Below are 13843 nucleotides of genomic sequence, written 5' to 3' on the forward strand. Positions count from 1 at the left end.
GAATAGAAAATATGAATGTGGATTCGACCATGAATCAATCTATAAAGTTGCAAACTCAAGACTTGGATGGTACAGACAGAGTGGAATGAACGTAGTTAATTTTATCATTAGCCCAATGGTGCTTGAAACAAAAATAAAGGACGGAGCTGGTTTGCTCAATCCTTTAAATTATTATCTAAGATAAGTTGGAATATAAGTTGTAGAGCCGTATACGAGACCCGTACGTACGGTTCAATGAGAGGGAAATAATGCTAGCCATTATTTCCCTACTCTATTAACCAGATTCTGTTTCGGACCGTTTCCGTACAGTGATTACACCGAAAAAAATAAAATTTTATGATAGACTATCCCCGTGTTTATACGTAATAATAGGTGTAACAATATTTTGTAAGCTTACAATTACAGAAAAGGACGCAGATTATGAAAATTAACGATGAAAATTATATCAGGGAGCTAAAGCAGCATAATGAATCCGCCCTGGCCTATATTATTGAAAGGTATGGAGGGCTTGTGAAATCAGTTGTCAGAAAGCATCTTTACGCTTTGCCGCAGTATCAGGAGGAGTGTATGAATGATATTTTCTTCCAGGTGTGGAATAATATCCAGTATTTTGACTGTATGAAGAACTCTTTCAAGAACTGGATTGCGGGTGTGTCGCGGTACCGTGCTATTGACTGCCTGCGCAAACATCGCAGGGAGCTGGAAGTGGAGAATATTGAGGACATACCTGCGGCAAAAGAGGAGGTGGCTTATCAGGAGCTGATCGGAAAGGAGATATCCGAGGAGCTGGAACAGATGCTTTCCTGCCTGACACCGCGGGATCAGGAGCTTTTCAGGCGGCTGTATATCGAGGAACAGGATATCAGCCAGGTAAGCAGGGAAATGGGGATGCAGGAATCTGCAGTTTATAACCATGTATCCCGCGGAAAACGTAAAATCAGAAATCTGTATCCGAGAGAGCAGAAGGAGAGATGAATATGAAGAGTAATATTTATATGATGTTAAATGATATAGATTCCGAGGCCGATGAATATCAGGAGGAGTGGACGGAACTGGAAGCAAAAAGGCTGAAGAAGAAGGTACTTGGCAGGGTTCACAAAAAGAGCAGGAAGAAAATCGCAATAGCAGGTGTCTGCGCGGCAGCAACTTTTGCTCTGCTGGCAGCGGTGCCTTTCAGGGGTGCGGTGGCGGATGCGGTTGAACAATTGTCCTACCGGATCGGGGATTTTCTTGGAATTGACAAAAATCTGGCACCATATGAACAGATTGTCAACCAGTCTGTAACGGAGGGCGGGATTACGGTTACTCTGAATTCGGTGGTACTGGACGTGGACGAACTGATCGTTTCCACAACGGAGGTTTATGAAGAGGCTATTACAGAAGGCGGGCCGGGTCTGATGGGAAATGTTTACATTAATGGTGTGCGTGCATCCGGCGGCGCTGGCGGCGGTTCCTATACGTCAGATGAACATACGAGAGAGGTTGTGATGAAATATTATCTGGATCAGGTAGATATGGCTGATTTGGAACAGGAGGTAAACTTCGCTGTCCGTTTCAATGATTATGAGGAAAACAGGGGCAGCTGGGAGTTTAAATTTAGTGCCAGCGGAGAGCAGCTCTCAGCAGATACGCAGACCATTGATCTCACATATCAGTGTCAGCTTCCGGATGGTTCCAATATCACATTTACAAAATATACGAGTAATGCTATAGGGCAGAAAATATTTTATACAACCGATGGGAATAAGAATGACTATGATATGAAGCTGGAGGGCACGGATAATCTGGGGAATCCGGTAAGCTTTTATGTGAGTTCATCCAATAAAGAGGGGGGGAGATTCGTGATTGATAATTCTGCTGAAAATTTGAGCGATGATGCAGAAACACTGACATTAACTCCTTATGCGGTAAAATTCCCGGAAGAAAGCGGTAGAATGAGTAACGATTATGAGCAGGTTGGGGAACCCTTCACGATTGAGGTTCGATGAAGGAGGGGCGCTCCGTGTAATGTGGGGCGGTAAGCCCTTCACATACACACATGGCGGTTTGAAGGGCGGTCGCTTGTTAAGCAGCAGTATGGCGGAAAAGAGCAGAATTGCATGACACCACGGACATTCAGCGTGTAAGCCGATGCTTACATGCCTCAGGTCCGCTTGAATCCTGATTCGGAATCAGGGTTCAGTCACGCAATTCTGCTCTTTCCCGCCTTACTGCTGCTAAACGTGCTGGGAGCTCTTCAAACCGTCATGTGTGTATGTGAAGGGCTTACCGCCCCACATTTCACGTCGCTTATGTGCATCCGGGCGGGAGGACAGAATTATGGAGTATTGTTGCTATTGGAGGGCAGTCTGATTATAATGGGGGATAGATGGGAGGGATTGGGAAGACGGTGAGTGATGGGTATCCTTTGAAATCTAATTATTTTCTTACGGATCGTGGAGAAAAGATTTTTGAAGCTGTTTCTATTATGCAGAGTGTTGGGATTGAGATGATGCTTGAGGATAATAGGGAGGAGTTCCTGAAGGAGAAAGGGCTGCTATAGTTACAAAAAAGTAACTGATTTACTGTGCCGCCGGATTCACTTATAATAGGAGTTAGGACAAGGAGGTGCTAAGATGAGAGATTCAGTGAAAACAATTGGTAATTTGATTGATAAGCAAGGTGTGTCATTTATCAGTTCTGTGGATGAGGAGGGATTTCCGAATACGAAGGCTATGCTGCCGCCGCGGAAAAGAGAGGGGATAAAGGTATTCTATTTTACTACGAATACATCTTCCATGAGGGTAAGGCAGTATAGGGATCGTCCTCAGGCGTGTATTTATTTTTGTGACAGAAGATTTTTCAGGGGGGTTATGTTAACTGGGACGATGGAGGTGCTGGAAGATCCTGTGTATAAAGAAATGATATGGCAGGAAGGGGATACTATGTATTATCCAGAAGGTGTGACCGACCCGGACTATTGTGTTCTTCGTTTTACCGCCAGTCAGGGGAGATACTACAGCAATTTCAGTTCTGAAACTTTTGATATTGAATAATATTCTTTTACACTTGCTATGGTCTATGCGGTATGTAAATGTGCGAATGAGATTGAAGCCTTCAGATATCGGTTTTTAGATGGGAAGATCGTTTTGTTTGATAAAATAGATACCGCATTTACCTATTTAAATACCGGGAGTGAATTATTCAAAGTGGTCAATGTTCCAATGCAGAAAAACATAAAGGAATATGTGGAACTGGCTGCCAAAACGGCGGTTGAGCAGAAAGAATATTTTACAGGTCCTTTAGGAAATGATGTTTTTCAATGCTCCCCTATGCCGTGGATCACATATACCCATATTTCCCACACGAATTCGGGCAGGAAAGACAATGCCACTCCTTTGTTTGACTGGGGAAAATATTATGAAAAGGATGGAAGGATCGTTATGCCATTGTCCGTTCAGGCTCACCATTCATTTGTCGACGGCATACACATCGGAAAATTTGCAGATATACTACAAAAATATCTGGAAGAATCATAAAAAGAGTCACTTCGTTTGAATGTGCAGGCATATATAGATGAAGGGGAGGGAATGCTATGAGAATTTTACTTGCGGAGGATGAGCCTGATTTGAACCGGCTGATTATGGATAAGCTGCGGGCGGAGCATTACAGTATGGATTCCTGCCGGGACGGGCGGGCCGCCTTGGACTATCTGGCGGCTGCGGAGTATGATGCGGTGATTCTGGATATTATGATGCCGGTTGTGGACGGGCTTACGGTTCTGAAAAAACTCCGGGCACAGGGGAAGAACATACCGGTTCTGCTGCTGACAGCCAGGGACAGTATTGAGGATCGGGTGGCGGGTCTGGATGCCGGTGCCAATGATTATCTGATCAAGCCCTTTGCTTTTGAGGAGCTGCTGGCCAGAATCAGGGTACTGCTCAGAACGCCCCGGGATACGGGTGGAGTATGCTGCCGGGTGGATGATCTGGAAGTACGTCTGGATACCCATGAGGTAAGCCGGGGCGGGAAGCAGATCACGCTTTCCGGGAAAGAATTTGCGCTGCTGAGGTATATGATCCAGAACGAAGGGATCGTTCTGTCACGGGAAAAGATGGAGCAGCATCTCTGGAACTATGACTATCCGGGCGGCTCAAATGTAATTGATGTGTATATCCGTTACCTGAGAAAGAAAGTAGACGAGGGATATGAAACAAAACTGATCCATACGGTGCGCGGAACCGGGTATGTGCTGAAGGTGAAAAACTGAAAGCTTATGCCGGCTTTACTGGATAATCTGCATTTTTCAGTTGGTATGATATCTTTAAAGACAGGCGGCCGGATTAATTAGGAGGTAACTATGAGAAGATTCTCCCTGAAAATGAAGCTGACTCTTTTATATTCTTCTTTTCTGGTCATTATAATAGGCACGGTTCTGGCGATCCTGTTTTCTCTCAGCAGCAGGGAAGTTCTTCTCTCTGCCCAGGAAACGCTGAAAAGACAGGTGCAGAAGGGTGTAAGAGATATCAGCTATAAGAACTGGGAACTGGAAGTGGATGCAGATTTTTATGATCTGGATCAGAATGTCTATCTTTCACTCTATGACGGTGCAGGCGGATTTCTTTACGGAAAGATTCCCTATGAATTTGAGAAACAGCCAGAATTTCAGGAGCAGAAGCTCCAGACTGTGACCCAGAGCGGACAGGATTGGTATGTTTATGATATGCTGCACAATGATGGAATCCATGGGGATGTATATGTAAGAGGTATTACCTCTGTGGATAAAGTGAAGTACAGCTTCCGCATTACGCAGCGGTTTGCAGCAGTGCTTCTGCCTCTGCTGGCCGTGATCACAGCGGCGGCATGTTATTATTTTACGAGACGGACGCTGCTTCCAGTGAGAAGGATAACTGATACCGTACAGCAGATACAAAAGGACAGGGATATGTCAAGGCGGATTGGACTTGATTCAGAATACAAGAATAGAAACCAGGACGAAATCCACACATTGGCGGTTACTTTTGATCAGACACTGGATCGCCTGGAAGATTCCTTTGAGAGAGAAAAGCAGTTTACTTCTGATGTCTCCCATGAACTCAGAACTCCGGTCACCGTCATACTTGCACAGTGCGAAGAACTTCTGCAGAACGGGGAAATGCCCCAAGATCAGCGCGTCAGAATCCAGGTTGTGGAGCGGAAGGCTAAAGAGATGGCCGCCATGATTTCACGGCTGCTGCTTTTATCGCGCGGTGAGCGCGGGATGCTGGAACTGAACAGGGAATACCTGAATCTGAGTGAGCTGACCTGGATGTGTGTACAGGAGCAGCAGTGTTCTGCCGAGGAACAGGGGATTGTGACGGAAGCGGAAATCGAGCCTGAAGTATATGGCTGGGTGGATGAGACATTATATATACATATGTTGGATAATCTACTTTCAAATGCGGCAGCGTACGGGAGACAGGGCGGATATATCCGGGTTTCCCTCTCTAAAAAGGACGGGCAGATTATTGGTTCGGTGAAGGATAATGGAATTGGAATCCCGGAAGCGGAACTACCCCATATCTGGACGAGATTCTACCGCGCCGATTCTTCGAGGGCGGCAGACGGGCATGTGGGGCTGGGGCTTCCTATGGTGAAGTGGATTCTCGAGGCACACGGCGGGGGCATAGGGGCGGAGAGTAAAGCCGGGGAAGGCAGCACATTTAAATTTTTCTTTCCCGATGGAATAATAAATTGAAAGGTTAGTAACAGATTTAGCGCAGGGGCAGTTTTTATTTATTGTGGTGGCTGGCATACTCTACAGGGTTCGTAAACTCCCGAACTTCTGATAGATGTGTCTCCATTTGTGAATTTAATGCTCGGCATCCAGCGCTTTCTGTTCAGCATTGATTCGCTCTTCTTCAGCCCTTTGTTTAGCCTCTTCAGCAGCTTTATCAATAATCGTTATATTCTTAGTATAGCTTTGTACATTACCATTCGCCCTAAAGAATAATGCTGCGTTGCCAGCTTGCTTAAATGTAATCACGGCTTTACCATCCGAGTAATCTAGGTCGGCAATACTATTTTTGGAAAGCTCAAGAGTTTTTATTTTAGCATCTGATGGTGATGGAGTTATTTTTACTTCGGTAGTTTCCCCAACCGAAAACTCTTCTTTTCCCCAATCGACAGATATAGAATCTAATGTCTTCGGACCATTAAGCCACACATAAACAAGTAAAGATGTCACTATGACTAAACCGCATATGATGGAATTTGTTATTCTATATTGTCTTAATTTCTTAGACGAAAGACAATATATTAAAAAGGGTATGGCTGGTATCCAGCAGTAGGAATATAATGCAATGGCAATAGATATTAGTATAATAATACCAATCCATTTATGACGTACGATACTTCTTCCTTCAAAATTATGATTACTCACTTTATTTCCCTCTTTTCTCATTTTTGAAATTCCTTCCTCTGTTTCTGCGTAATGCAAACCAGTTCCGGAAACCCCAAATATTCTTTACTTTAGAATCTTTACAGTATCCGAACAAATCAAATTTCACTAATTAATTTATTTCGGACAAGAGTTTAATCAAACGCATTTTTTGTTCTGTAGAAAAATTTTTACCGCTGCGTGCTATAAGCAGTTCAACATCCGCGTAGGACGGATCGGATTTTGCCCGCGTTCCTTTTTTCATATTTTCAAGTTCTTCTATTGTAATACCCAGAGTCTTACAAATCTGAATAACATTATCAACACTTGCTCTACCAACACCGTTTTTCGTAATTCCATACAGAGTGGTATATGGAATGCCACATTTTTCGGCAAATGCTTTTAAACTATATCCCTGTTCCTTAATCAGTCTTTCAAGTATTTTGGCTTTTTTCAAACAATTCCACCTCTCTTTTTAAATATGATCTTATTATATACGAAGAAGGATATTATGTAAATGAAAAATATTCGGAAAAACGAATATCAACCTATTCGGTTAGTAACAGATCAATACAAGAAACGCCGTAATTGCGTGGGAAATTATAAGCGGTTTTAATCTTCCTTTAATCTAAGACAGCTATACTGAGAATATCAAAAGAGGAATGCGGAGAAACTAGTACTGTCATAGTGTTTCACGGAGGAGGAGAGAAGATGAAGAAAAAGATTGGCTTGAAATTATATGCCACAGTGCTGTGCACGGTATCAGTGATTTTGATATCCGGATGTTCTGGAAAAGGGATTGGAGAAGAGAAGGCAAAGGAAATCGCTTTTGCGGATGCACAGACCGCGGCGGAAGATGCTTCCAGGATTCAGGTTTCCAGAGAAAGAGAGGATGGGAAAACTGTCTATGAAGTTTATTTTATGAATATGGAAGACAAGATGGAATATGAGTATGAGATTCTGGCCAACGACGGAACTATTCTAAAGTCTGAAAGTGAGAGCACGCATGCGCGCCAGCAGGATGCACAATACAGGCTGGATATACAGACCCAGATTGAGGAGGCTCAGGACCTGATAGAAGGGCTTGAGAAACAGAAACAGCGGCTGGAAGGCCTGCTGGCGCTGAATGAAAAAGATCTGGATAATGAAGAGCTTCAGGAAAATCTGGACAAAATAAATAGCGAGCTGGAATCGGCCTCAAATCATCTGGGGGAACTGCAGACTTACAGGGAGAATAATAAGGAACAGCTTATCAGTGTCGGCCTGGAAGAGGCGCAGAAGATGGCTCTGGAGCGCGTGGAAGGCGCGGGGAAGGACGATATTGTGATTGCGCTGGAGTATGATGATGGTGAGTATAAGTACGAGGGAGACATCGTATACGGCAGCAGTAAATACGATTTTGAGATTCATGCCATGACCGGAGCATTTCTGGAATGGAGAAAAGAATAATGTAAAGCAGAGAATATGATAAAGTGAGGGCTCCTGTCATATAAATAGAGTGATATCCGTTTATGGGGTTATGGCATGGAGACATTATCACAGATCATGAAATCTATCTACGGGTACCTGTGGGGAATGCCAATGCTGGTGGTTCTTCTGGGTACCCACTTGTATTTTACCGTCAGGCTTGGATTTATCCAGCGGAAGATCCCACTGGGAATCCGGCTCAGTTTTTCGAAAAAAGAGGCCGGTGAAGACGGGATTTCGCCCTTTTCGGCGTTGGCGACGGCGCTGGCGGCTACGATCGGCACCGGCAACATCGTGGGAATCTCGGCCGCGATTGCCATCGGCGGTCCAGGGGCGGTGTTCTGGTGCTGGCTGACCGGGGTGTTCGGCATAGCAACCTGTTATGCCGAGTGTTTCCTTTCCGCAAAATACAAAATAAGAAGGCCGGACGGTTCATATACCGGCGGGCCTATGTACGTGATGGAAAAGGTGTTGCATCAGAAAAGCGCTGCGGTGGTGTTCGCCGTAAGTACAATTTTGGCGTCTCTGGGGATGGGCAGCAGTGTACAGTCGCATTCGATCTGTGCGGCGGTGCGGGTGGAATATCCAATTTCCCCGTCCGTGATCGGGATAATTGCGGCAGTCCTGGTGGGGGCCGTGATGCTCGGCGGTGCAAAACAGATCTCAAAAGTGTGTACATATCTGGTTCCTTTTATGAGTGTTTTTTATTTCGGCGGCTGTCTGTTCCTGATCTGGATGAACCGGGCATATCTGGGAGCGGCGCTTGCTGTTATTGTAGAGTCTGCATTTACCTCAAAATCAGTGTTTGGAGGGCTTGCCGGTACGGCTGTGATGGTGGGAATGCGCACAGGGATCTCAAAGGGGCTGTTTACGAATGAGGCGGGCCTGGGTTCTATCCCCATGACTGCGGCTGCGTCCAGAACCAGTTCCCCGGCAAGGCAGGGGATCATATCTATGACGGGGCCATTCTGGGATACGGTAGTGATGTGTGCGATCACCGGTATTGCGATTGTGAGCAGTATGCTGAGTGATCCTGGGATTTATGCCGGTGCTGCGGATGACCAGCTGTGCTTTCTGGCTTTTGAAAAACTGCCTGTGGGCGGGAGCCTGATGCTGTCGGTGTCACTGGTGCTTTTTGCCTATGCATCTATCATTGGGTGGAGTTACTACGGGGAATGTGCGGTACAGTATCTGTGGGGGAGCCGAAAAATACTTCCTTATAGAATCGCCTATATAGCGGCGGTATATCTGGGCGCTGTGATGTCACTGGACCTTGTATGGACGGTATCGGATCTGTTTAACTCATTTATGGCCATACCGAATATACTGTGCATCTGGATGCTGCGGAAAGTGGTAATCAATGAAACGAGGAAAAGCCGCTTTTAAGAGTTACGGGCTCATGTTATAATAGATCCAGATTCTATGAGAAATCGAATGATAGAAAGAAGCATATTAAAATACAAAACAAGGAGCAAAAAAGATGGCAGGAAAATGGAAGACAGCAATTATCACGCTAAGTGATAAAGGATATGCAGGGGAGCGGGAGGACAAAAGCGGGCCGTTGATCCGGGAGATGATAGAGCAGGAAGGATATGAGACAACGGCGATGATTCTGCTGCCGGATGAGCAGAAAATGATTGAGGAGAAACTGAAAGAACTCTGCGACGAGGGCGGGACAGATTTGATCCTTACCACCGGCGGGACAGGATTTTCACCGAGGGACTGTACGCCGGAGGCAACCCTGGCCGTGGCGGAGAAGAATGCGCCGGGAATTGCCGAGGCGATGCGTTACGCTTCCCTCCAGATTACTCCCCGTGCTATGCTGAGCAGGGGAGCCTCCGTGATCAGAGGAAAGACCCTGATCATTAATCTGCCGGGCAGCCCGAAAGCGGTGAAAGAAAATCTGGAATACGTCTTATCTTCCCTTCCCCATGGTCTGGAGATTATGAAAGGCCTGTCAGGCGAGTGCGGAAGCGATGTGAAGAAACATGAAAAATGATATCTGCGGAAATAGAGAGGGCGGAAGCATCCGGGCTATTTATACAAGGCAGGAGGAAAATTCTGCACACAGCACAGAGAAAAAGAGAACCGGTCTGGCAAAGGCTGCTGCGAGCGTAATGCTCACTGTCGGAGAGGGAATAGAAGGAGACCGGCATGGAAAGAATCGGGAGCGTCAGTTGACGCTTCTGGATGAGGGCACCAGGGATTGGATGCAGGTACAGATGACTGAGGGACTGTGCTTTCAGCGGTTCCAGGAGAATTTTCTGACGCGTGGGCTGGACTATGCAGTGCTTCATGCGGGAACCCGAATCTGCATCGGATCTGCCGAGATTGAGATAACGCAGAAAGGCAAGAAATGCTTTCCGGAATGTGGGCGCAGGCAGTTGGGAATGGAGTGTATGCTCTGCGGCAACGCCTGTTTTGCCAAGGTGGTCCAAGGTGGAACCGTGAAGACTGGAGATGAAATCCGATTATCGGATATATCAGTCTGCGGATACACTGCTGAAGGGGAATCCAGGTACAGCCGTCAGCTGCCTATACTGGGGCTGGGTGAAAGGGGTCAGACCCTTTTGAGAAAATCCTCCGTGCTGGTTGCCGGGGCAGGCGGACTGGGCTGCCCTGCTATCACTGCTCTTGCCGCCGCCGGTGTGGGGCGGATCGGTATCGCGGACGGAGACAGGATCGCCATGACGAATTTGAACCGGCAGTTTCTTTATACGCCGGAGGACATCGGAAAAAGCAAAGCAAAAGCAGCCGGAGAATGGGTGAAGAGATTCCGGCCGGACTGCAGTGTGGATATCTATGAGTTTGAAATGACCGGAGAAAATGTGGACAGGCTGGCGGCGGGATACGATATGATCCTTCTGGCACTGGACACTGTGAAGGCCAGGATGGTTCTGAACGCAGCCGCCCGCAGGCTTAGTCTGCCGCTGGTGGACGGGGCTGTGGATGGATTTTATGGCACGGTAACGGCAGTATTCAGCGGCCTGGACCCCTGCCTGGCCTGTCTGAATCCGCAGGGAAAAGAACCGGAAAGGGAGAGCCTTTCCTTTGGCCCTGTAACAATGCAGGTGGGAGCAGCCGAGGCACAGACAGCCCTGCTGTATCTGGCGGGCATGAAAAAGACAGGCGGAGTCTGGAATTTTGACGGGAAAGCCGGAAGCATGGAGAAAATTCCGGTAAAAAAGAACCCGGATTGTAAAGTGTGCGGTAATCCCGTATAATGGACTACAGGAAAACGAGAAAAGGAAACCGGAGGCTGACATATGACAGACCAGTATGGACGGAAAATAGAATATCTGAGGGTATCTGTGACAGACAGATGCAATCTGCGGTGCGGCTATTGTATGCCCGAAGAGGGGGTGGAACAGGTTACCCACAGTGAGATTCTGACTTACGCAGAGATTGTCAGGGTCTGCCGTATCTGTGCGGACGAGGGGATATCCAGGATTAAGCTGACAGGCGGGGAGCCTCTGGTTAGAAAAGGGATCAGCAGTCTTCTGTATGAACTCAGGCAGATAAACGGTATTGAAGAGGTGACTCTGACGACCAACGGAGTGCTCTTGGCAGAACAGATCGATTCGCTTGCAAAAGCAGGACTGGATGCGGTGAATATCAGTCTGGATACGCTGGAGAGGGAGCAATACGCGCAGATTACCAGACGGGATGAACTTGAAAGAGCACTGGAGGGGCTGGAAGCAGCGCTGCAGTATCCGAATATTCGGGTAAAGGTAAATTGTGTTGCACTTCACGGTGTCAATGAGGCACAGTGGGTACCCCTGGCAGGGCTGGCAAAGCGTGCATCGGTGGATGTGCGTTTCATAGAGATGATGCCCATCGGACTTGGAAAAGCCAGCACCGGCAGCAGCCAGGCGGAGGTGTGCAGAGTACTTAAGGAGGCGTACGGTGAACCCCGGTTTTTATCCGGAAGGTTTGGAAACGGACCAGCAGTGTATGCGGCTTTTCCTGGATTCTGCGGGAAAATTGGTTTCATCAGTGCCATTTCACATCAGTTCTGCGGGGACTGCAACAGAGTCCGTCTGACCGCGGAAGGATTTTTGAAACCATGTCTGCAGTATTCGTACGGAGCGGATTTAAGAGAGCTGCTGAGACGAGAAACGGATGATGCAGGGCTGCAAGCAGTCATTCAAAAGGTTATATTTGAAAAGCCGCGGTGCCATCAGTTTACAACAGAAAAAGAAGCCGGACAGGATATCTTGGATGACAGTGCATTGGAAGAAAAACAAATGTCAAGGATTGGGGGATAATGATGGGGAAAGTAATTGCGGTCTGTACAAGCCCTGCCAAGGGAACGCAGAAGACCAATGTAGGAGAAGCTGTATTTATAGAAGATTTCGGAATAGAGGGGGATGCCCACGCTGGTAAATGGCACAGGCAGGTGAGCCTTCTTTCTTATGATAAGATAGAGGATTTCAGGAAACGCGGGGCGGAAGTAGTCGACGGTGCTTTTGGCGAAAATCTGGTGGTCGCGGGGATTGATTTTAAATCACTTCCTGTGGGAACCCGTTTTCAGTGCAATGAGGTGATTCTGGAGATGACCCAGATTGGAAAAGAGTGCCATCACGGCTGTGAGATTTTCCAGAAAATGGGAGACTGCATTATGCCCAGGGAGGGCGTCTTCGCAATCGTGATTAAAGGCGGAAAAATCCGGGTGGGAGATCAACTGGAAATGTTGTAGCCGCGTCAGGAAAAGGAAGGTTGTCAGAGATGGAACTGCTCAAAGTTGACACGCTGGAAGAGGCAAGGCAGAAAGTAAAGGCAGCGCTTGCGGACATACAAATGAAGAAGGAAAAACTGCCGCTTCTGGAATCAGGCGGTTATACACTGGCGGAAGATATTTTTGCGCCGGTGCCTGTCCCCGCATTCTGTCGGTCTACTGTGGATGGATATGCTGTGAAAGCTTCCAATACCGGTGGCGCTACAGAGAGCCTTCCGGTGCTGTTAAAGTGTATCGGTGAGGTAAAGATGGGCGAACGGGCCGATTTTACACTGCAGGACGGGCAATGCGTTTATGTGCCCACAGGAGGAATGATTCCGGAGGGGGCGGATGCATGTGTGATGATCGAATACTGCGAGGAGTTCTCGGACTTAGAGATCGCCGTTTATCATACGGCGGCTTTGAAAGAAAACGTGGTGTATATCGGCGAGGACATGGAGTCCGGGGAGAAAGTGCTTTCCCGGGGGGAGAGGATCCGGCCCCAGACAGTCGGTGTTCTGGCGTCCCTTGGAATAACAGAGGTTCCGGTGTATGTGCCGTGGAATCTGACAATTATTTCTACCGGGGATGAACTGGTTTCACCGGTGGCGGATCCACTGCCCGGACAGGTCAGAGATATTAATACATACGGGATATGCGCGCAGGCACAGAGCCTGCATTTTAAAATAATTGGATCTTTTGTACTGAAAGACAGCAGAGAACTGATTGAAAGCAGAGTGAAAAGGGCGATGTGTGAAAGCGATATTGTTGTAATATCCGGAGGGAGCTCTAAGGGAAAGATGGATGCGACCGCAGAGGTGATTGAAAATGCCGCTGCCGGAGGGATACTCACCCATGGACTTGCTCTGAAGCCGGGAAAACCGACTATCCTTGGATATGACAAAACATCGCAGACCTTTCTGGCAGGACTCCCCGGTCATCCCGCTGCGGCAATGCTTGTCTTTGAACTGCTGATAAAATGGCTGTGGACGGAAAAGACCGGCGGCAGAGAGGCAATCCCTTTCAGAGCGGAGTTGTCCACGAATATACCGGGGGCACCCGGAAAGAGAACATGCCAGCTTGTAAGCCTGAATGCTGCAGGGAGAGATGGGGGATACCAGGCGGTTCCCATATGGGGAAAGTCGGGGCTCATTCACACACTGGCGGCTGCGGACGGATATGTGATGCTGGAGGAAGATGCGGAAGGCCTGAAGAAGGGGGAGACCGTCAGCGTCTATCTGCTGGAGAGGAGGCAGTATTGA

The 13843-nt window shown here is 47.5% G+C and carries 16 protein-coding genes and 1 pseudogene; 15 read left to right on the top strand and 2 right to left on the bottom strand.

Annotated features, from left to right (window positions below):
• From HMPREF0240_RS24805 to HMPREF0240_RS09200, 8 genes and pseudogenes are all read left to right on the top strand, one after another.
• Positions 1–184: pseudogene (locus tag HMPREF0240_RS24805) on the top strand (group II intron reverse transcriptase/maturase); the annotation flags it as partial.
• A 236-nt stretch (positions 185–420) separates the two neighbouring features.
• Entirely contained in the window at positions 421–975 is a 555-nt protein-coding gene (locus tag HMPREF0240_RS09170; protein ID WP_009003160.1) for a sigma-70 family RNA polymerase sigma factor, read from the top strand.
• Between the two features lie 2 nt (positions 976–977).
• The gene (locus HMPREF0240_RS09175) at positions 978–1988 is read left to right on the top strand and encodes a DUF4179 domain-containing protein (RefSeq protein ID WP_009003161.1); all 1011 of its coding nucleotides are present in this window, start codon (positions 978–980) and stop codon (positions 1986–1988) included.
• Positions 1989–2368: 380 nt separating this feature from the next.
• A complete protein-coding gene (locus HMPREF0240_RS24610) occupies positions 2369–2542 on the top strand; it encodes a hypothetical protein (RefSeq protein ID WP_009003162.1) in 174 nt (57 codons plus the stop codon).
• Between the two features lie 73 nt (positions 2543–2615).
• Positions 2616–3035, top strand: a complete 420-nt coding sequence (locus tag HMPREF0240_RS09185; protein WP_009003163.1) for a pyridoxamine 5'-phosphate oxidase family protein — start codon at positions 2616–2618, stop codon at positions 3033–3035.
• A gap of 18 nt (positions 3036–3053) precedes the next feature.
• Positions 3054–3518 (top strand): CatA-like O-acetyltransferase, encoded by a 465-nt coding sequence (locus HMPREF0240_RS09190; protein WP_050794514.1) that lies wholly within the window; start codon positions 3054–3056, stop codon positions 3516–3518.
• 56 nt (positions 3519–3574) lie between these two features.
• On the top strand, positions 3575–4249 hold the full coding sequence (locus HMPREF0240_RS09195) for a response regulator transcription factor (protein ID WP_009003164.1): 675 nt from the start codon (positions 3575–3577) through the stop codon (positions 4247–4249).
• A 90-nt stretch (positions 4250–4339) separates the two neighbouring features.
• The gene (locus HMPREF0240_RS09200; RefSeq protein ID WP_009003165.1) at positions 4340–5716 is read left to right on the top strand and encodes a HAMP domain-containing sensor histidine kinase; all 1377 of its coding nucleotides are present in this window, start codon (positions 4340–4342) and stop codon (positions 5714–5716) included.
• Between the two features lie 114 nt (positions 5717–5830).
• On the opposite strand, the gene HMPREF0240_RS09205 is transcribed toward HMPREF0240_RS09200, so the two are convergent.
• Both HMPREF0240_RS09205 and HMPREF0240_RS09210 read right to left on the bottom strand, forming a co-directional pair.
• Positions 5831–6421: a hypothetical protein gene (locus HMPREF0240_RS09205; RefSeq protein ID WP_035312838.1), complete on the bottom strand. Its 591-nt coding sequence runs from the start codon at positions 6419–6421 to the stop codon at positions 5831–5833.
• 109 nt (positions 6422–6530) lie between these two features.
• Positions 6531–6854: a helix-turn-helix transcriptional regulator gene (locus HMPREF0240_RS09210; protein ID WP_009003167.1), complete on the bottom strand. Its 324-nt coding sequence runs from the start codon at positions 6852–6854 to the stop codon at positions 6531–6533.
• A 254-nt stretch (positions 6855–7108) separates the two neighbouring features.
• Here HMPREF0240_RS09210 and HMPREF0240_RS23405 point away from each other — a divergent pair, with 254 nt between their 5' ends.
• From HMPREF0240_RS23405 to HMPREF0240_RS09245, 7 genes are all read left to right on the top strand, one after another.
• Complete coding sequence (locus tag HMPREF0240_RS23405) at positions 7109–7846, top strand: PepSY domain-containing protein (protein WP_009003168.1); 738 nt, start codon at positions 7109–7111, stop codon at positions 7844–7846.
• Positions 7847–7921: 75 nt separating this feature from the next.
• On the top strand, positions 7922–9250 hold the full coding sequence (locus HMPREF0240_RS09220; protein WP_009003169.1) for a sodium:alanine symporter family protein: 1329 nt from the start codon (positions 7922–7924) through the stop codon (positions 9248–9250).
• A 94-nt stretch (positions 9251–9344) separates the two neighbouring features.
• The gene (locus HMPREF0240_RS09225) at positions 9345–9863 is read left to right on the top strand and encodes a MogA/MoaB family molybdenum cofactor biosynthesis protein (RefSeq protein ID WP_009003170.1); all 519 of its coding nucleotides are present in this window, start codon (positions 9345–9347) and stop codon (positions 9861–9863) included.
• Positions 9853–11088, top strand: coding sequence for a ThiF family adenylyltransferase (locus tag HMPREF0240_RS23410; RefSeq protein WP_009003171.1), 1236 nt, complete (start codon positions 9853–9855; stop codon positions 11086–11088). Before HMPREF0240_RS09225 ends, HMPREF0240_RS23410 begins: the two co-directional genes overlap by 11 nt.
• A 42-nt stretch (positions 11089–11130) precedes the next feature.
• Positions 11131–12132: a GTP 3',8-cyclase MoaA gene (gene moaA / locus HMPREF0240_RS09235; RefSeq protein ID WP_035312840.1), complete on the top strand. Its 1002-nt coding sequence runs from the start codon at positions 11131–11133 to the stop codon at positions 12130–12132.
• A 2-nt stretch (positions 12133–12134) separates the two neighbouring features.
• Positions 12135–12563, top strand: coding sequence for an MOSC domain-containing protein (locus tag HMPREF0240_RS09240; RefSeq protein ID WP_035312842.1), 429 nt, complete (start codon positions 12135–12137; stop codon positions 12561–12563).
• A 29-nt stretch (positions 12564–12592) separates the two neighbouring features.
• Positions 12593–13843, top strand: coding sequence for a molybdopterin molybdotransferase MoeA (locus HMPREF0240_RS09245; protein WP_009003174.1), 1251 nt, complete (start codon positions 12593–12595; stop codon positions 13841–13843).

The sequence above is a fragment of the Clostridium sp. D5 genome (assembly GCF_000190355.1).
Taxonomy (GTDB): domain Bacteria; phylum Bacillota; class Clostridia; order Lachnospirales; family Lachnospiraceae; genus Faecalicatena; species Faecalicatena fissicatena_A.

What these genes read in the sequence shown, in the direction of transcription:
- HMPREF0240_RS09170 (WP_009003160.1), top strand. Translation starts at nt 421, where the DNA reads ATGAAAATTAACGATGAAAATTATATCAGGGAGCTAAAGCAGCATAAT.
- HMPREF0240_RS09175 (WP_009003161.1), top strand. Translation starts at nt 978, where the DNA reads ATGAAGAGTAATATTTATATGATGTTAAATGATATAGATTCCGAGGCC.
- HMPREF0240_RS24610 (WP_009003162.1), top strand. Translation starts at nt 2,369, where the DNA reads ATGGGAGGGATTGGGAAGACGGTGAGTGATGGGTATCCTTTGAAATCT.
- HMPREF0240_RS09185 (WP_009003163.1), top strand. Translation starts at nt 2,616, where the DNA reads ATGAGAGATTCAGTGAAAACAATTGGTAATTTGATTGATAAGCAAGGT.
- HMPREF0240_RS09190 (WP_050794514.1), top strand. Translation starts at nt 3,054, where the DNA reads ATGGTCTATGCGGTATGTAAATGTGCGAATGAGATTGAAGCCTTCAGA.
- HMPREF0240_RS09195 (WP_009003164.1), top strand. Translation starts at nt 3,575, where the DNA reads ATGAGAATTTTACTTGCGGAGGATGAGCCTGATTTGAACCGGCTGATT.
- HMPREF0240_RS09200 (WP_009003165.1), top strand. Translation starts at nt 4,340, where the DNA reads ATGAGAAGATTCTCCCTGAAAATGAAGCTGACTCTTTTATATTCTTCT.
- HMPREF0240_RS09205 (WP_035312838.1), bottom strand. Translation starts at nt 6,421, where the DNA reads ATGAGAAAAGAGGGAAATAAAGTGAGTAATCATAATTTTGAAGGAAGA.
- HMPREF0240_RS23405 (WP_009003168.1), top strand. Translation starts at nt 7,109, where the DNA reads ATGAAGAAAAAGATTGGCTTGAAATTATATGCCACAGTGCTGTGCACG.
- HMPREF0240_RS09220 (WP_009003169.1), top strand. Translation starts at nt 7,922, where the DNA reads ATGGAGACATTATCACAGATCATGAAATCTATCTACGGGTACCTGTGG.
- HMPREF0240_RS09225 (WP_009003170.1), top strand. Translation starts at nt 9,345, where the DNA reads ATGGCAGGAAAATGGAAGACAGCAATTATCACGCTAAGTGATAAAGGA.
- HMPREF0240_RS23410 (WP_009003171.1), top strand. Translation starts at nt 9,853, where the DNA reads ATGAAAAATGATATCTGCGGAAATAGAGAGGGCGGAAGCATCCGGGCT.
- moaA (WP_035312840.1), top strand. Translation starts at nt 11,131, where the DNA reads ATGACAGACCAGTATGGACGGAAAATAGAATATCTGAGGGTATCTGTG.
- HMPREF0240_RS09240 (WP_035312842.1), top strand. Translation starts at nt 12,135, where the DNA reads ATGGGGAAAGTAATTGCGGTCTGTACAAGCCCTGCCAAGGGAACGCAG.
- HMPREF0240_RS09245 (WP_009003174.1), top strand. Translation starts at nt 12,593, where the DNA reads ATGGAACTGCTCAAAGTTGACACGCTGGAAGAGGCAAGGCAGAAAGTA.